The following is a 17180-nucleotide window of genomic DNA, read 5'->3' as shown; positions in this document are numbered from 1 at the left end:
CCGCCCTCCCCGTTCCCACGCGGGGTTACGGGGGTTGAGTGCGGGCCGCACTCACCCCCCGTGACGTTGCTCAGACTTCCTTGATCTGGCCGTCCGCCACTTCGATGCGGCGCGTGGTGCGGACCGCCTCCAGCATCCGGCGGTCGTGCGTGACCAGCAGCAGGGTGCCCGTGTACGTCTCCAGGGCCGCCTCCAACTGCTCGATGGCGGGCAGGTCCAGGTGGTTCGTCGGCTCGTCGAGCACCAGGAGGTTCACGCCCCGGCCCTGGAGCAGGGCGAGGGCGGCGCGGGTGCGCTCCCCGGGGGAGAGGCTGGTGGCCGGGCGCATCACATGGTCGGCGCGCAGGCCGAACTTGGCCAGCAGGGTGCGGACTTCGGCCGGTTCCGTGTCGGGCACGGCCGCGCAGAACGCGTCCAGCAGCGACTGCGTCCCGAGGAACAGCTTGCGGGCCTGGTCCACTTCGCCGACCACGACCCCCGAACCGAGCGTGGCGTTCCCGGAGTCCAGCGGCACCCGCTCCAACAGGGCGGCCAGCAGCGTGGACTTGCCCGCGCCGTTGGCCCCGGTGATGGCGACCCGGTCCGCCCAGTCGATCTGGAGCGAGGCGGGGCCGAAGGTGAAGTCGCCGCGCGCGACGCGGGCTTCACGCAGGGTGGCGACGACGGATCCGGAGCGCGGGGCGGAGGCGATCTCCATCCGCAGCTCCCACTCCTTGCGGGGCTCCTCCACGACATCGAGGCGTTCGATCATGCGCTGGGTCTGGCGGGCCTTCGCGGCCTGCTTCTCACTGGCCTCGCTGCGGGCGTTGCGGCCGAGCTTGTCGCCGTCGGTGGCCTTGCGGCGGGCGTTCTTCACACCCTTGTCCATCCAGGAGCGCTGCATGTGACCGCGTGCTTCGAGGGAGGCCTTCTTGTCGGCGTACTCCTCGTAGTCCTCGCGGGCGTGCCGGCGGGCGGTCTCGCGCTCCTCCAGGTAGGCCGCGTAGCCACCGCCGTACAGGTTGATCTGCTGCTGGGCGAGGTCCAGCTCCAGCACCTTGGTGACCGTGCGCATCAGGAACTCCCGGTCGTGGCTGATGACGACGGTGCCCGCGCGCAGGCCGGACACGAAGCGCTCCAGGCGCTCCAGGCCGTCCAGGTCGAGGTCGTTGGTGGGCTCGTCGAGGAGGAACACGTCGTAGCGGGAGAGAAGAAGCGAGGCGAGTCCGGCGCGCGCCGCCTGTCCGCCGGAGAGCGCGGTCATGGGCCGGTCGAGGCCCACGGTCAGGCCCAGCTCGGCGGCGACCTGCTCGGCCCGCTCCTCCAGGTCCGCGCCACCGAGGGCGAGCCAGCGCTCCAGGGCGTCGGAGTACGCGTCGTCCGCGCCCGGGGCTCCCGCGACCAGGGCCTCGGTCGCCTCGTCCATGGTGCGCTGGGCGTCGGCGACGCCGGTCCGTCGGGCCAGGAAGGCGGCCACGGTCTCGCCGTCCCGGCGCTCGGGCTCCTGTGGGAGGTGGCCGACGGTGGCGGTGGGCGGGGAGAGCCGCAGCTCGCCCTCCTCCGGCCGGTCGAGCCCGGCGAGCAGGCGGAGCAAGGAGGACTTGCCCGCCCCGTTGGCTCCGACGAGACCGATCACGTCACCGGGGGCGACGACGAGGTCGAGCCCGGCGAAGAGCGTGCGGTCGCCGTGTCCGGCGGCGAGGTCCTTGGCGACGAGAGTGGCAGTCATCAGGATCCCGATCCTAGTCGCCGGCGCTCGATGCCCCTGCCGGGCGATGCCCCGACGGCCGATGCCCACGGTGGCCCTGCCCCGTCGGTCGGCGCGGAGGCCAGGCGCCCGGTGCCTGGGACCCCGTGCCACCGCCGGCCCCGTGCCTCCGGTCAGCTCGGCCCCGCCGTCCGGACCGGAGGTGGTGGCGCCCGGTGCCGGGCGCCACCACCAGCCCCACCCACTCGCGCCGCCGCCCGGACCCGCCGTGCTTCAGCCTCCGGCAGGAGGGCCTGCGGCCGGGAGCCCGAGGGGCCCGGGAGCCCCGGGGATCCGGCCGCGCGGGGTCGCGGCGGCCCGGTGCCCCGGCAGTCAGCCCACCCGGTGGACCAGCTGGGTCCCCAGTTCGTACCGTGCACCCACGATCGCCAGCTCCCCGGCGGCCACCCTCGCCGCGAGATCGGCCTCGCGCGCCAGCCGGGAGCGGACCAGCCGGACCTGGGCGCTGACCGTGGCGTCCACCCGGGCTTCGCCGTGCTGCCCGGGCACGATCGCGGGCCTGATCTGGTCGGCCACGTACTGGATGTGCGCGGGCAGGCTCTCCCCGGTCTCCTCCGCGTGGACCGCGGCGGCGACCGCGCCGCACGACTGGTGGCCGAGGACCACCACCAGGGGGATGCCCAGTTCGAGGACGCCGTAGGCGATGCTGCCGAGAACCGCCTCGTCCAGCACCTCGCCGGCCGAGCGGACGGTCATCAGGTCGCCGAGTCCCTGGTCGAAGACCAGCTCCGGGGGGACGCGGGAGTCGATGCAGCCGAGTATCAGCGCGAACGGCGACTGGCCGGAGGCCAGGGCGCCGCGCACCCGGGCGGTCTCGTGAGGATGCCGTTGGCGGAGCGTGCGCCAGCGGCGGTTCCCGGCGGCGAGTTCCTTCAGCGCCGCGGCCGGGGTCGTGGGCCTCGCCGCGGTCGCGGACCGGGTGCGCGGGGCGGCGCCCACGGACGAGGAGCCCGCGGCGAGCACGCCCGCCGCCGCGGTGGCCGCGGAGGCACGGAGCAGGGTGCGGCGCGTGGTCGGCGCCGTGCGGGGGGTTCGGGTGATTCTCACGCGCGGACGTTAACCCCCTTCCCCCTCAGGGGAGTTGACGAGGGACAGCCCTTGGCCAGATCTTGACCGTCTCTTGGGCCGGCGAGGGCGGAGAAGGACGCACCGGGGGGCGACCGGCCCGGGGGCGTGCCCCACCGGGCCGGGAAGCGGGACGGTCAGCTGAAGCGGTCGAGCGTGATCAGCGCCTCCTGCGGGTTGCCGTCATGGACGAGCGACTCGTGGGCGCCCACGTCGTCGAAGGCGAAGCCGTACGCCTTGCCGTCCACCATCTGCGCGTGGATGAGGCGGGAGTAGTGGTTGGTCACGGAGTCCTTGTAGAAGTTCGCCGCGTTGTTGTCGGGCTGGTTCGCGCTGGTCAGCAGGGTGGAGCGGTTGAAGCCCGCGCACAGGGTGCGGGAGATCGGGCCGCGCACCTGGTCGTTGGGCGCGTCCAGGTGCTTGTAACAACCGAAGACGCTGTCCGAGTCCGGCTTCTGGAACGATGTCACGACGGCGCCCGAGCCGTTGGTGAAGTTCATGACGTTGCCGGAGACCCGGCCGTAGTACTTGGTGTTCGGTTCGTGCGCGAACGGCGTCACCGTCAGCACGGAGCCGCTGTAGCGGCTCCAGACCCGGTTGATGTAGTCGTTCATGATCCCGGACGGCAGGACTCCGCTCCCGACGCCGTGGCCCGGGGACAGGGCGCGCAGCACCGTTCCGTCGGACCGGGTCTGGACCAGGCCGGACCAGCCGCCGGACTGGTTCCTGAGGTTGTTGAACACCGCGTTGTAGCCGCCCGGCTTGAGCTTGCCGGTGCTCTTGACGGCCCCGCCCGGCGCCCTGACGCCGACGGAGTAGGGGGCGGAGAACATGTCGACCTGGGTGCTGTTGATCCACAGGCCCGCGTCGTTGAGCGTGTACTCGGTCCAGTTGAACAGGATGTTCCTGTTCGGGTCGCTCGGGTTCTGCACGGCGGGCTGCACGAGACCGCCGGTGGTGACCTTGAAGACGAGCTTCTGACCGTACGAGAAGTAGACGCGTCCGGAGAACTTCGGCATCCGGATCGTCACGGACTGCCCGTTCCGCGGACCGGCGATCGACGCGTCCGGGGCCGGGGTGGGCGGGTTGCCTCCGGCGGGCCAGGGGTGGAAGGCGCCGTTCGCGTCCGCCCAGCCCTGGCGGCCGGTGGAGAGCTCCGTTCCGAGGTTGTAGACGTAGATCTGGTCGGCGCGTCCCGAGTCGTTCTTGATGGTCAGCGGGATGGTGGCGGGTACCGCCGCCTCCGCCGGCGTCTGCCCGACGCCGGTGGTCAGACCCAGGGCGAGGGCCAGGGCGGCGGTCAGCGCGCCGAGACCTCTCCATAGAACGGACATGCTCGTCCTCCTCATCGGGCGGATGCGTGGGTGGAGCGCGGGGGGCACATCACCTGAGCGTGAGAGCGCTCTCAGAATCCTGCCGGGGGCGACCGCTGTCAACGAGCCTGTCTCAACTTGTCGAACCGGCGGGGCACCGCGCCCTGCGCGGCGGGGCTGCCACTCCCCCCGGCGCGGGGACTCCGGTTGCTCTGGCCCCGGGATTCCGGTTTCGGTTAGCGTCCGGGCAGCGACGCACCGGGGCCGAGGGAAGGGGAGTGACCGTGGTGGCGGATGTGATCGTGGTGGGCGGCGGAGTCGTCGGGCTCACCACCGCCGTGACGTTGGCGGAGCGCGGGCTGCGCGTGCGGGTCTGGTCGCGCGATCCGGCCGGGGCCACCACGTCGGCTGTGGCGGGGGCCCTGTGGTGGCCGTACCGGATCGAGCCGGCCGAGCGGGTGGGCGACTGGTCGCTGGAGACGCTGGCGGTGTACGAGGAGCTGGCAGGCGCCCCGGAGGAGACCGGTGTGCGGCGGGTGGCGGGGCTGCACGGCGGGGAGCGGTTGGCGGCGCTGGGCGACTGGGCGGCCGGGCTGAAGGACGCCGTGGAGGTGCCCGAAGGGCTACGGGTGACGCTGCCGCTGCTGGACATGCCGTCCCATCTGGAGTGGCTGGAGCGGCGGCTGGTGGCGGCGGGCGGTGCGGTGGAACGTCGGGCCGTGACGGGGTTCGGCGAAGCGGCGGCAGTGGGCCCGGTGGTGGTGAACTGCACGGGGCTCGGGGCGCGCGAGCTGGTGCCCGACGCCGGGGTGCGGCCGGTGCGGGGGCAGCTGGTCGCGGTGGAGAACCCGGGCATCGAGGAGTGGTACACGCAGGCGGATCCGGCGTCGGCCGCGACGACGTACTTCTTCCCGCAGCCGGGGCGGCTGGTGCTGGGCGGTACGGCGGAGGCGGACGACCCGCGCACCGAGCCCGACCCGGACACGGCGCGGGAGATCGTGGCGCGGTGTGCGCGCGTCCGCCCGGAGATCGCCGACGCCCGGGTGCTCGGCCACCGGGTCGGGCTGCGCCCGGCGCGGGAGGCGGGGGTCCGGATCGAGGCGGAGACGCTGCGCGGCGGCGGCCTGCTGGTGCACAACTACGGACACGGCGGCGCGGGCGTGACGGTGGCCTGGGGCTGCGCACGCGCGACGGCGGCGCTGGTGGGGTGACCGGGGTGGTCCCGGCGGGCCCGGGCCCGGCCAGCCGGAGCACCGGCGCGGCCGCTGCACGGGCACGGCCTGACGCGGGCCCGGCACAGCCGGACGCGGCCACCCGCCGGCGCGGCGCTCCCCGGCCCGGCTTCGGGCGCACACGCCCGGAGCCCGCGACCGGCGTGCGGTCGCGGGCTCCGGGACGGCTGTGCGGTCGCGCGGCTCGGCGCCGCGCGGCCGGTGTCAGCCGGAGGGCCGCTCCTCCGTGGGGTCCGAGGGCCGCTTCTCGGTGGAGACCGACGTGGCCGTCGAACCCGATCCGCCGGCCTCGTGCTTGTGGCGCTCGTCCGTGACCGGCGTGGTCCCGGGGCCGATCCGGATCTCGAAGTCGCCGTCGTACTTGGCGTGCCCCTCGATCACCGCGGACTCGACCGCTTCCACGCCGAACTCCTGGCGGACGATCTGCGGGTCCTTGCGCAGGTCCCGCATCAGAGCCACGCACATGCCGATCATCACGATGGTGAAGGGCGCCGCCACCAGGATGGTGAGGTTCTGGAGCCCTTGGAGGGCGTTCTCCTTGCCCTCGCCGATCAGCAGCATGATCGCGGCCACGGCCCCGGTCACGACACCCCAGAAGATGACGATCCACTTGCCCGGTTCGAGGACGCCCTTCTGCGAGAGGGTGCCCATGACGATGGAGGCGGCGTCGGCCCCGGAGACGAAGAAGATGCCGACCAGGATCATCACCAGGAGGCTCGTCACGGTGGCGATCGGGAACTCCTGGAGGACGCCGAACAGCTGCGCCTCGGGGGTGTCGGCGCCCTGGAGCTTGCCGGCCTCGTCGAGCTTCATGGCCGAGCCGCCGAAGACGGCGAACCAGATCAGGCTGACGGTGCTGGGCACCAGGATGACGCCGCCGACGAACTGACGGATCGTACGGCCGCGGCTGATGCGGGCGATGAACATGCCGACGAAGGGCGTCCAGGAGATCCACCAGGCCCAGTAGAAGACCGTCCAGCTGCCGAGCCAGTCCGCGACGCCCTCGCCGCTGGACGCCTCGGTGCGCCCGGCGAGCTGCCCGAGGTCGCTGAGGTAGGCGCCGATGGAGGTGGGCACCAGGTCGAGCACGATGATCGTGGGGCCGGCGATGAAGACGAACACCACCAGGAGCAGGGCCAGCACCATGTTGGTGTTGGACAGCCACTGGATGCCCTTCTCCACACCGGAGACGGCGGAGAGGACGAAGCAGACGGTCAGCACGGCGATGATGGCGACGAGCAGACCGGTGCCGGTCTTCTCCATCCAGTCCAGTTCCTGGAAGCCGCTGCCGATCTGGAGCGCGCCCAGACCGAGCGAGGCCGCGGAGCCGAACAGGGTGGCGAAGATGGCCAGGATGTCGATGAAGCGGCCGAAGCCGCCGTAGGCGTGCCGCTTGCCGATCAGCGGCTCGAAGACCGCGCTGATCGTCTGCCGCCTGCGCCGCCGGTAGGCGCTGTAGGCGATGGCGAGCCCGACCACGGCGTAGATGGCCCAGGGGTGCAGCGTCCAGTGGAAGAGGGTCGTGGCCATCGCGGTCTGCATGGCGTCGGCCGCGTCCGCCGGGTCGGTGCCGGGCGGCGGGGTACGGAAGTGGGCGAGCGGTTCGCTGACTCCGTAGAACATCAGCCCGATGCCCATACCGGCGCTGAACATCATGGCGACCCAGGAGACGGTCCGGAACTCCGGCTCTTCGCCCTCCTGGCCGAGGCAGATCTTGCCGTACCGGCTGATGGCCAGCCACAGCGCGAAGACGACGAAGCCGGAGGCGGCCAGCATGAAGGCCCAGCCGCCGTTGTGGATCAGCCCGTCGAGCAGCGTGCTGGAAACGCTCTCCAGGGAGTCGGTCGCGGTCGCCCCCCACACGACGAAGGCGAGGGTGAGAACCGCCGTGACGCCGAACACCACTCGGTCGGTGGTGGGGGTCCTGGTACTGACCGGTTCGGGGGGAAGGTCCGCCGTGACCGCCAGCCCCTCCCGCCCCTCCGCTGTCTGGTCGTCCTGGGACACAAATGGCACCTTTCACCGAGTCTGAAAAACGCTCTCCGTAGGCAGTACCACACCTGCCCCGGATCTCGAAGGATCAACAAGCGGTTCGGGCTTGACCGTTTGTGAGGTGATATGTCGCCCGCTGATCGAGGAGCAGGGGAATCAGGTTCCGAGCCGACTGCCGCAAGGGCACGAATGCGCCATCTCGCTCCGGCCGGGCCCACACCCCGTGCAGAGCCAGCTCGTCCCTCACCGCCGTGTACTGGGCGGCGTCCAGCCGGTAGCCGCACGGCGGGTCGACCAGGACCTCGGACGGCTCGGCCGGGTCGTTGTCGGCGCCGCCCAGATAGACGGGTCCCCGGTCGGTGAGACCGGCCAGGCGGGAGAGGGCGGGGGCGGTCCGGAGCCGGGCGCGCTGTTCGTCGGTGAAGTCGAAGAGCCCGCCGAGCGCGGTCTTCTGGGAGTCGACCCTGCGCCGGTGGTTGAGCGCCGGATCGGCCTTCTCCGCGTCGCTCAGCGCGTCGACCCGGGACTCGATGAGCAGGCCGACGGCGTGCTTGAGCCCGGAGGTGTTGCGCAGGATGCGTTCCTGGCCGTCCCCGGCGACCTGCTTGATCGGCTCTCCGGTGGCCGGGTCGGTCCAGATGCCGTAGTGCCCGCTGCTGTAGCCGTCCGCCGTCGCGGCGGGGCGGACATAGCGCTCGGAGAGGGCGCGGGACGCGTCGTGGATCCCGTCATGGACGTTCAGGTTCCGCGGCCACAGGGCGAACAGGTCCTTGTCGTAGTACGGCGGGGTCGCGCCGTACTCGTGCAAGTCGTAGATCACCTCCGGCCGTTCGTCGCGGACCACGGCGGCGACCGTCCGCGCCTCGGCGGTCTCCAGAGCGATGTGGTCGCGGTTGATGTCGACGCCGTCGGCGTTGCCGCGGGTGTCGGCGGCGCGCCCGTCGGGGTTGGCCGTCGGCAGCACCAGCAGGGTCGTCCGGGCCAGGAACGCGCGGGTTGCCCCGTCCTCGGCGAACGCCAGGTCGCGGATGGTGGTCAGACATGCCTCACGCCCGGCGGGCTCGTCCCCGTGCTGGCTGCAGATCAGCAGGACGGTCGTGGCGCCGGGCCGCTGCTGGCCGACGCGCACGAGCCGCAGGGCGCGGCCCTGGCCGGTCGTACCGACGCGGTCCACGGAGACCCGGTCGCTCCCCCGGTCCACCGCGGCGAGGAAGTCCCGCTCCTCCGCCTCGCCGGTCCAGCGGGTGCCTTCGCTCGTCTCGAACCCGGTGCGCGGCGGGCGGTGCGCGGCCTCGGCGGGCGCGATGGCGAACGGCAGGGCGAGCGCGGCGAACGTCGCCGCCACGGCCGTCCGGCGCATCGTCCGCCCCGCGCCGCGCGGGGCGGCGGACTCCGGCCCGGTGGGGCTGGCCACCGGTGCGAGCCACGGGTGCGGGCTGAGCAGGTGGAGTGCGCGAGCGACACGACGGGTCATCAGCGGCTGCCTCCGGAACGTGGGGGGGCGGGCGCCGTGACGCCCGTCGGCCTGTCGGCGATGTGCGGACGTTACACCGGTCAACTCCTGTGCAACAGGGGGTGATCGCGACCTCGACTTCGGACTCGACGTCTTCGAAGTGCGGGTGAACGGCAGGAAGGCCCGCTTCGCCACGAGCGGCGACCACGAGCTGGAAGTCATCCCCGCGGAGCGGCCGGCGAAGGGCAAGGCCGCCTGCGTCGTCGTCCGGTACGCCGGGAAGCCCTCCGAGCTGAAGATCAACGGCTGGACCGCCCGGGCGCACCCCGGACGGTGGGGTCGCCGCGCAGGAGCCGGAGTCGGCGGTGTGGTGGTACCCGACCGACGACCACCCGCTGGACAAGGCCACGTACGACATCTCGGTCTCGGTGCCCGACGGCACCCAGGAGATCAACAACGGGGTGCCCCAGTCGCGGAGTTCGAAGCTCGGCTGGACGCGCTTCGACTGGCGCTCCGACAAGCCGCAGGAGACATATCCGACGACGCTCGCCGTCGGCGAGTTCGACATCACCACCGACAGGACGGCAAACGGCCTGCCGGTGCTGAACGCCTACAGCAAGTACCTGGGCGCCAACGCCGGTGCGGCAGTCCGCGGGAGGCGCGAACGTCTGGGTCGTCGTCCACGAAATCGCGCGCCAGAGGTACGGCAACAGCGTGTCGGTCGACGGCTGGAAGGACATCTGGATCAACGAGGGCTTCGCCCGTTACAGCCAGTGGCTCCGGTCGGAGAAGGAGGGCGAGGGCACCGCACAGGAGCTGGCGGACTACACGTACGCCCAGCACCCGGCCGACGACCCGTTCTGGAAGGTGAAGCCGGGCGATCCGGGCCCGGACAACCAGTTCGGCATCGCCGTCCACGCCCGGGGCGCGCTGGCGCTCCAGGCGCTGCGCGACGAGGTCGGCGACGAAACCTTCTTCGAGCTGCTGAAGGGCCGGCCGGCCGAGCACGCGCACGGCAACGCGAACGTGGGCGACTTCGTCCGGTACGCGGAGCGGGTCTCGGGCAAGCCGCTCGCGGCGCTGTCCGACACCTGGCTGTACCAGCCGTCGCGGCCGGCGGCCCCTGCCGCGGCCGATGCGGGCCCCGCCGGGGCGGCCCTCTCGGCACGGTCTGCGGCACGGGTCGAGCGGCCCGCTTCCTGGAAGAAGATCGCGGCGACGAACACCGTGCACGACCACGGCGGCCAGGGTCGCGGTGACCACGCGGACCGGCATCACGCAGGTCACGAGCACCGCTGACGGCCGTACACCCGGGAATCGGGGCCGTCGGAGCGGCGGGGGTTCAGCCGCTCCGACGGCCCCTCGGTCTCCGCGCACGGTCGTACGCCGGCGGGACGGATCCGCTCAACCGTTGGACGCAGCCGTACGGCGGGCCGCCCGGGCCGCTCGCGCCCGGGTCAGATAGCGCAGCCTCTCCGGCAGGACCGGAACGACGACCCGCAGGACCGCGCACATCCGGCGCAGCCGCTTCTCCTGCTCCGCGTTCCACGGCAGGCCGAGGGCCTCACGGGCGTCGGGCGGCATGAGCCCGATGGTGACGAACCGCCGGAAGCGGGCCAGCGGCGGCAGCAGCGCCGGCCACAGCGCCTGCAGGACCGTCCGCAGCGGCCATGGACCCCGGTCGGGCGGTGGCACGGGCTGGTCGACGTCGACCAGTTCCCGCACGACGGTGGTCGCCTCGATCTCCTCGGCGAGCATCTTCTTCCAGTACGGCCAGAACTCCTCGATGGTCTGCGGCATGTCCCGGTCGTGGATGCCGAGGATCCGGCCGACCTGGAGCCACTCCGCGTACAGGGCGCGCTCCTGGGCCGGGGTCATGGGCCGGATCAGACAGCGGGCCGCGTGCTGGTAGACGGGGAAGCCGGTGGCGTGCACCCAGGCGTAGGTGGCGGGCGTCAGGGCGCGGTAGCGGCGGCCCCGGGTGTCGGTGCCCCGGATGGTGCGGTGCAGCACGCGCAGCCGGCGGCCCTCCTCGGCCGCCTCCGCGCCGCCGTACACCCAGAGCTGGAGCGAGCGCAGCGAGCGTTCGCCGCGCCCCCACGGGTCCGTACGGAAGACGGAGTGCTCGTCGACTCCGGCGCCGACGGCCGGGTGGGCGACCTGGAGGGTGAGAGCGGCGGGCAGCATCAGCAGGGCGCGGATGTCACCGGCCAGGCTCCAGAGCACACCACCCGGCGGAGGCGGCTCAAGGACCCTCACGTCCTTCGCGCTGCTCATCCGGTGCTCCCGCGATCCCGGCGGGCCTGCCCGGTGCTGCCCGTCCCTCTCCCTCCATGGTCCCCCGCGGAGGGGAGAACCGTGATGGCGGGGGCCGGTCCCCGGCGGCCGGGTCAGTCGTGGTCGTACACCGTCACCGGCACTCCGGCGGATATCAGGCGTCGCCCGATGAGCGGCTCGATGCGGGACCACCTGCCGCCCGCGAGCCCGCAGCCGATCCGGGGCATATGGACAGAGGCCCCCAGCTCGACGGCCTTGGCGGCGACCGCGCCGAGCGCCGTGTCGATGGCCTCGTACCGCACGGGCACCCCCTTGCTGCCGGTGCGCATGCCGCGCTGGCCGATCAGGTTGGCCACCCAGAGACGGGGCCCCACCTGCACGAACTGCGCCGCGCCCAGGACGAAGTCGTTGCCCGCGCGCTCCCGGTGCCAGCGGCGGTAGGCGGCCTCGGGCTCGGGCCAGCGCCGGGAGAGGGCGAGCACGAAGCCCTTGCCCCAGCCGCCTAGGTCGTTGCAGACGTGGACGATCAGCTTGACGCCCTTGCCCTGCGGGGCGGTGGCGTCCCCCCGTACGTAAGTGATCTCCGACATGACCTCACCGTACGGGCCGCCACTGACAAGGGGACCGGGGTGGACGGCGGAGCGATGGTGCCGGAGACTTTCGCAGTAGTGGTGAGACAGCGGAACTGTCCGATACCGGGATTCGACTGCGGGGAGCAGAGATGACGACGGGGACCGACGAGCCGACGCTCACGGTGGACGAGCTGGCGGCGCGTGCCGGGGTCACCGTGCGTACCGTGCGGTTCTACAGCACCCGGGGCCTGTTGCCGCCCCCGGTCATCGGGCCGCGCCGGGTCGGGCACTACGGGCCCGAGCATCTCTCGCGGCTCGCGCTGATCGAGGAGCTCCAGCAGCAGGGCATGACGCTCGCCGCGATCGAACGCTATCTGGAGCAGCTGCCGCCCGGCCTCAGCGCCCACGATCTGGCCATCCACCGGGCGCTGGTCGCATCCTGGGCGCCGGACAAGACCGAGGACTTCTCCCGGGCCGAGCTGGAGCGGCGGGCCGGGCGGGCGCTGTCGGACGCGGATGTGGAGCGGCTTGCGGCGATGGGGGTGCTGGTGCGGTCCGAGGGGGACGGCACGACGTACAGCGTGGATCTCGGGCTGTTGCGGCTCGGGGTGGAACTGCTGGACGTGCCGATCGCCCACGAGACGATCCTGGCGGCGCGGACCGTCCTGCTGGACCACACCCGGTCGGCGGCGCAGGAGATGACCCGGCTCTTCCGGGACGAGGTGTGGAATCCGTACCGGGAGCGGGAGGGCGATCCGGAGCATGTGGCCGCGATGAAGTCGCTGTCGGCCCATATGCAGCCGATCGTGGTGCAGGCGCTGGTGACGGCCTTTCAGCGGTCGCTGAAGGAGGAGCTGCGCGCCGCGTTCACCGCCGAGTGACGGTGAACGCGGCGCCCCACGGCCTCAGTCGTGGAAGGTCTCGCCCTTCTCCGCCTTCTCCACCAGCAGTGCGGGCGGCAGGAAGCGGTCGCCGTAGCGCTCGGCGAGTTCCCGGGCGCGGGCCGCGAAGCCGGGCAGGCCGCCCTCGTACCCGTTGATGTACTGGAGGACGCCGCCGGTCCACGGCGGGAAGCCGATGCCCATGATGGAGCCGATGTTGGCGTCCGCGACGGAGATGAGGACGTTCTCCTCCAGGCAGCGGACGCTGTCCAGCGCCTCGGAGAAGAGCATCCGCTCCTTCATGTCCTCGAAGGAGACGTCCGCGTCGGCCTTGCTGGTGAAGTGCTCGCGCAGGCCCGGCCAGAGACCGGTGCGCCTGCCGTCCTCGTCGTAGTCGTAGAAGCCCGCTCCCCCACTGCGCCCCGGCCGCTCGAACTCGTCGACCATGCGGTCGATGACCTCGTCGGATGGGTGCCCCGGCCAGGTGCCGCCGGCCTCCTCCACCGCGCGCTTGGTCTCGTTGCGGATCTTACGGGGCAGGGTCAGGGTCAGATCGTCCATCAGGGAGAGCACCTTGGCCGGGTAGCCGGACTGGGCGGCGGCCTGCTCGATCGAGGCGGGCTCGACGCCCTCGCCGACCATCGCCACGCCCTCGTTGATGAACTGGCCGATGACGCGCGAGGTGAAGAAGCCGCGCGAGTCGTTGACGACGATCGGCGTCTTCTTCATCCGGCGCACCAGGTCGAAGGCGCGGGCCAGCGCCTCGTCGCCGGTGCGCTCGCCCTTGATGATCTCGACCAGCGGCATCTTGTCGACCGGCGAGAAGAAGTGCAGGCCGATGAAGTCGTCGGGGCGCGAGACCCCCTCCGCGAGGACCGTGATGGGAAGGGTGGAGGTGTTGGAGCAGAGCAGGGCGTCGGGCTCGATGACGTCCTGGATCTCCTGGAACACCTTGTGTTTGAGGGCGGTGTCCTCGAAGACGGCCTCGATCACCGCGTCGCAGCCCGCGAGGTCGGCCACGTCAGCGGTCGGGGTGATCCGGGCCAGCAGTTCGTCGCGCCGGGCCTCCGTCGTACGGCCCCGGGAGAGCGCCTTGGCGAGCAGCTTCTCGCTGTACGCCTTGCCCTTGGCGGCCGCCTCGGCGGAGACGTCCTTGAGGACGACCTCGATCCCGGCCTTGGCGCAGGAGTAGGCGATGCCCGCGCCCATCATCCCGGCGCCGAGCACGGCGACCTTGCGGACCGGGCGCTCCGGGATGCCCCCCGGCCGGTTGGCGCCGGAGTTGACCGCCTGGAGGTCGAAGAAGAACGCCTGGATCATGTTCTTGGAGACCTGGCCGGTGACCAGCTCGGTGAAGTACCGGGCCTCGATCGTCAGCGCGGTCTCGAAGTCGACCTGGGAGCCCTCCACGGCCGCCGCGAGGATGTTGCGCGGTGCGGGCATGGGCGCGCCCGCGAGCTGCTTCTTCAAGTTGGCCGGGAAGGCGGGGAGGTTGGCGGCGAACTTCGGGTTGGACGGGGTACCGCCGGGGATCTTGTAGCCCTTGACGTCCCAGGGCTGCTGGGACTCGGGGTTCGCGTCGATGAAGGCGCGGGCCTTCTCGATCATATCCTCGCGGGTGGCGGCGACTTCGTGGACGAGGCCGTTCTCCAGCGCCCGCCGCGGGGTGTACTGGGTGCCCTGGAGGAGCACCTTGAGCAGGGCGTCGGCGATGCCCATGAGGCGTACGGTCCGGGTGACGCCGCCGCCCGCCGGGAGCAGCCCGAGGGTGACCTCGGGCAGGCCGATGCGGGAGCCGGGGGCGTCGAGGGCGACGCGGTGGTGGGAGGCGAGCGCGATCTCGTAACCGCCGCCGAGGGCCGCGCCGTTGATCGCGGCGACGACGGGCTTGCCGAGGGTCTCGATACGGCGCAGCGACTTCTTGATCGCGGTGCCGGTGTCGAAGGCGGCCTGGGCGTCCTCCGGGCCGACCTTGATCATGTCCTTGAGGTCGCCGCCGGCGAAGAAGGTCTTCTTGGCGGAGGTGTAGATGATGCCGCGGATGGAGTCCTTCTCGGCCTCGGCGCGGTCCGCGACGGCCGCGATGGAGTCCTTGAAGGCCTGGTTCATCGTGTTGGCCGACTGGTCGGGATCGTCGAGGACGAGGGTGACGACGCCGGTCTCGTCCTGTTCCCAGCGGATGGTGGTGCTCTCGGTCATGTCGGTGTCTTCTCCGTAAGCAGGTGGGGCCGGGAACAGGTCAGATGCGTTCGACGATGGTCGCGACGCCCATGCCGCCGCCGACGCAGAGGGTGACCAGGCCGAACCGCTGGTCGCGGCGCTCCAGTTCGTCGATGACGGTGCCGAGGATCATGGCGCCGGTCGCGCCGAGCGGGTGGCCGAGCGCGATGGCGCCGCCGTTGACGTTGACCTTGTCCAGGGAGAGGCCCATGTCCTTGACGAAGCGCAGGACGACCCCGGCGAAGGCCTCGTTGATCTCAACGAGGTCGATGTCGTCGATGGTGAGTCCGGCCTTGGCGAGCGCCTTGCGGGTGGCGGGGGCGGGGCCGGTGAGCATGATGGTGGGCTCGGAGCCGGAGACGGCGGCGGAGACGATCCGGGCGCGCGGGGTGAGGCCGTAGCGCTCGCCGACCTCGCGGGAGCCGATGGCGACGAGGGCCGCGCCGTCGACGATGCCGGAGGAGTTGCCCGCGTGGTGGACGTGGTCGATCTTCTCGACCCAGTGGTACTTCTGCAGCGCCACCGCGTCGAAGCCGCCCATGTCGCCGATGGCGGCGAAGGAGGGCTTGAGGCCGGCGAGGGAGTCGGCGGTGGTGCCGGGGCGCATGTGCTCGTCGTGGTCCAGGACGAGGAGGCCGTTGCGGTCCCTGACGGGGACGACGGATCGGGCGAAGCGGCCGTCCTTCCAGGCCGCGGCGGCGCGTTCCTGGGAGAGGGCGGCGTACTCGTCGACGTCGCGGCGGCTGAAGCCCTCGACGGTGGCGATGAGGTCGGCGCCGATGCCCTGCGGGGCGAAGCCGGTCTCGAAGCTGGTCATCGGGTCCATCGCCCAGGCCCCGCCGTCGGAGCCCATCGGGACCCGGGACATCGACTCGACGCCCCCGGCCAGGACCAGGTCCTCCCAGCCCGAACGGACCTTGGCGGCGGCCAGGTTGACCGCTTCCAGGCCCGAGGCGCAGAAGCGGTTCTCCTGGACGCCCGCGACGGAGTCCGGCAGGCCGGCCGCGATGGCGGCGATACGGGCGATGTCGGAGCCCTGGTCCCCGAGCGGGCTGACCACTCCGAGGACGATGTCGTCGATGGCGGCCGGGTCCAGGTCCGGGAAGCGGCCCTGGATCTCGTGGATGAGGCCGACGACGAGGTCGATCGGCTTGGTGCCGTGCAGGGCGCCATTGGCCTTGCCGCGGCCGCGCGGGGTGCGGATCGCGTCGTAGACGAATGCTTCGGTACTCAAGACAGCTGCCTTTCGAGGGTGGTGGAGAGGGAGGACACAGGGGGCTCAGGCGAGCAGCGAGCGGCCGATGATCTCCTTCATGATCTCCGTGGTGCCGCCGTAGATGGTCTGGATACGGCCGTCGGTGAACGCCTTGGCGACCTTGTACTCGCTCATGTACCCGTAGCCGCCGTGGAGTTGGAGGCAGCGGTCGGCGACGCGCTTCTGCAGTTCGGTGGCCCACCACTTGGCCATGGAGGCGTGGACTGCGTCGAGGACGCCGTCGGAGTGGTCGACGATGCACCGGTCGAGGAAGGTCCGGGTGACGGCGCACTCGGTGGCCATCTCGGCGATCTCGAAGCGGATGTGCTGGAGCTTGGCCAGCGGCCGTCCGAAGGCCTCGCGCTCCTTGACGTACCGGGTGGTGATCTCCAGCAGGTGTTCGGCGGCGGCGATCCCGGCGACCGCTATGCCCATGCGCTCCTGGGCCAGGTTGGTCATCAGGTGGATGAACGCGCCGTCGAGTTCCCCGAGGAGGTTCTCCTTGGGGACACGGACGTCGTGGAAGAACAACTCGGCGGTGTCCTGGGACTTCTGTCCGATCTTGTCGAGGTTGCGGCCGCGCTCGAAGCCCTCCGCGCCGCGCTCGACGACGATGAGGGAGAGCCCCTTGGCCCCGCCCTCGGGGGTGGTCTTCGCGACGACGACGACGAGGTCGGCGAGGATGCCGTTGGAGATGAAGGTCTTGGAACCGTTGAGCAGCCAGTGGTCGCCCTTGTCCTCGGCGGTGGTGCGGATGCCCTGGAGGTCGGAGCCCGCCCCCGGCTCGGTCATGGCGATGGCGGTGACGGTCTCGCCGGAGCAGAAGCCGGGGAGCCAGCGGCGCTTCTGCTCGTCGGTGGCCAGGCCCGTGAGGTAGGGGCCGATGATGTCGTTGTGCAGGCCGATCGCGAGCCCGGGGGCCCCGGCGCGGGTGAACTCCTCGGCGAGGACCGCGCTGTAGCGGAAGTCGTCGCTGCCGCCGCCCCCGTACTCCTCCGGGACGGCCAGGCCCAGCAGCCCCGCCCGCCCGGCGGCGAGCCACGCCTCGCGGGAGACGATGCCGTCCTGCTCCCACTGCTCGTAGTACGGGAGGACCTCCTTGGCCAAAAAGGCCCGGACGGTCTCGCGGAACGCGTCGTGCTCCTCGGTGAAGATCTGCCGTTGCACGGGGTC

General features: G+C 71.9%; 12 protein-coding genes and 1 pseudogene. 3 read left to right on the top strand and 10 right to left on the bottom strand.

Going from position 1 to position 17180, the window contains the following annotated elements; all coding sequences use genetic code 11:
* Positions 1-70: 70 nt before the first annotated feature.
* The 3 genes from RNL97_RS28750 to RNL97_RS28740 form a co-directional block, all read right to left on the bottom strand.
* The gene (locus tag RNL97_RS28750; RefSeq protein WP_030582440.1) at positions 71-1708 is read right to left on the bottom strand and encodes an ABC-F family ATP-binding cassette domain-containing protein; all 1638 of its coding nucleotides are present in this window, start codon (positions 1706-1708) and stop codon (positions 71-73) included.
* 351 nt (positions 1709-2059) lie between these two features.
* Complete coding sequence (locus RNL97_RS28745) at positions 2060-2794, bottom strand: carbonic anhydrase (protein ID WP_243315866.1); 735 nt, start codon at positions 2792-2794, stop codon at positions 2060-2062.
* A 155-nt stretch (positions 2795-2949) separates the two neighbouring features.
* Positions 2950-4146, bottom strand: coding sequence for a glycoside hydrolase family 64 protein (locus tag RNL97_RS28740; RefSeq protein ID WP_313751367.1), 1197 nt, complete (start codon positions 4144-4146; stop codon positions 2950-2952).
* Positions 4147-4403: 257 nt separating this feature from the next.
* Here RNL97_RS28740 and RNL97_RS28735 point away from each other — a divergent pair, with 257 nt between their 5' ends.
* On the top strand, positions 4404-5336 hold the full coding sequence (locus RNL97_RS28735) for an FAD-dependent oxidoreductase (protein ID WP_032765489.1): 933 nt from the start codon (positions 4404-4406) through the stop codon (positions 5334-5336).
* Between the two features lie 225 nt (positions 5337-5561).
* On the opposite strand, the gene RNL97_RS28730 is transcribed toward RNL97_RS28735, so the two are convergent.
* The gene (locus tag RNL97_RS28730; RefSeq protein ID WP_030582451.1) at positions 5562-7364 is read right to left on the bottom strand and encodes a BCCT family transporter; all 1803 of its coding nucleotides are present in this window, start codon (positions 7362-7364) and stop codon (positions 5562-5564) included.
* A gap of 73 nt (positions 7365-7437) precedes the next feature.
* A complete protein-coding gene (locus RNL97_RS28725; RefSeq protein WP_243315862.1) occupies positions 7438-8823 on the bottom strand; it encodes a M14 family metallopeptidase in 1386 nt (461 codons plus the stop codon).
* Between the two features lie 109 nt (positions 8824-8932).
* Between RNL97_RS28725 and RNL97_RS28720 the strand changes: the two are divergent.
* Positions 8933-10101 (top strand): annotated as a pseudogene (locus RNL97_RS28720) (M1 family aminopeptidase); the annotation flags it as partial.
* A 105-nt stretch (positions 10102-10206) separates the two neighbouring features.
* Here the strand turns inward: RNL97_RS28720 and RNL97_RS28715 are convergent.
* Both RNL97_RS28715 and RNL97_RS28710 read right to left on the bottom strand, forming a co-directional pair.
* Positions 10207-11079 (bottom strand): oxygenase MpaB family protein, encoded by an 873-nt coding sequence (locus RNL97_RS28715; protein ID WP_243315861.1) that lies wholly within the window; start codon positions 11077-11079, stop codon positions 10207-10209.
* Positions 11080-11192: 113 nt separating this feature from the next.
* Positions 11193-11669, bottom strand: coding sequence for a macro domain-containing protein (locus tag RNL97_RS28710; protein WP_030582459.1), 477 nt, complete (start codon positions 11667-11669; stop codon positions 11193-11195).
* A gap of 131 nt (positions 11670-11800) precedes the next feature.
* Here RNL97_RS28710 and RNL97_RS28705 point away from each other — a divergent pair, with 131 nt between their 5' ends.
* Positions 11801-12532, top strand: a complete 732-nt coding sequence (locus RNL97_RS28705) for a MerR family transcriptional regulator (protein ID WP_030582462.1) — start codon at positions 11801-11803, stop codon at positions 12530-12532.
* A 24-nt stretch (positions 12533-12556) separates the two neighbouring features.
* Here RNL97_RS28705 and RNL97_RS28700 read toward each other — a convergent pair whose 3' ends face one another.
* From RNL97_RS28700 to RNL97_RS28690, 3 genes are read right to left on the bottom strand one after another with little or no spacing between them, the layout of a single operon-like run.
* On the bottom strand, positions 12557-14731 hold the full coding sequence (locus RNL97_RS28700; protein ID WP_313751366.1) for a 3-hydroxyacyl-CoA dehydrogenase NAD-binding domain-containing protein: 2175 nt from the start codon (positions 14729-14731) through the stop codon (positions 12557-12559).
* Between the two features lie 40 nt (positions 14732-14771).
* On the bottom strand, positions 14772-15986 hold the full coding sequence (locus RNL97_RS28695; protein WP_030582468.1) for an acetyl-CoA C-acetyltransferase: 1215 nt from the start codon (positions 15984-15986) through the stop codon (positions 14772-14774).
* A gap of 45 nt (positions 15987-16031) precedes the next feature.
* The gene (locus RNL97_RS28690; RefSeq protein ID WP_030582471.1) at positions 16032-17174 is read right to left on the bottom strand and encodes an acyl-CoA dehydrogenase family protein; all 1143 of its coding nucleotides are present in this window, start codon (positions 17172-17174) and stop codon (positions 16032-16034) included.
* Positions 17175-17180 lie beyond the last annotated feature (6 nt).

Source organism: Streptomyces parvus (genome assembly GCF_032121415.1).
GTDB lineage: Bacteria > Actinomycetota > Actinomycetes > Streptomycetales > Streptomycetaceae > Streptomyces > Streptomyces globisporus_A.
This window is presented reverse-complemented; position numbering and strand designations above follow the sequence as displayed.

Bases quoted from the DNA above. Each gene is read 5' to 3' on its own strand.
- RNL97_RS28700 (WP_313751366.1), bottom strand. From the start codon at position 14,731: ATGACCGAGAGCACCACCATCCGCTGGGAACAGGACGAGACCGGCGTC.
- RNL97_RS28710 (WP_030582459.1), bottom strand. From the start codon at position 11,669: ATGTCGGAGATCACTTACGTACGGGGGGACGCCACCGCCCCGCAGGGC.
- RNL97_RS28725 (WP_243315862.1), bottom strand. From the start codon at position 8,823: ATGACCCGTCGTGTCGCTCGCGCACTCCACCTGCTCAGCCCGCACCCG.
- RNL97_RS28740 (WP_313751367.1), bottom strand. From the start codon at position 4,146: ATGTCCGTTCTATGGAGAGGTCTCGGCGCGCTGACCGCCGCCCTGGCC.
- RNL97_RS28750 (WP_030582440.1), bottom strand. From the start codon at position 1,708: ATGACTGCCACTCTCGTCGCCAAGGACCTCGCCGCCGGACACGGCGAC.
- RNL97_RS28715 (WP_243315861.1), bottom strand. From the start codon at position 11,079: ATGAGCAGCGCGAAGGACGTGAGGGTCCTTGAGCCGCCTCCGCCGGGT.
- RNL97_RS28705 (WP_030582462.1), top strand. From the start codon at position 11,801: ATGACGACGGGGACCGACGAGCCGACGCTCACGGTGGACGAGCTGGCG.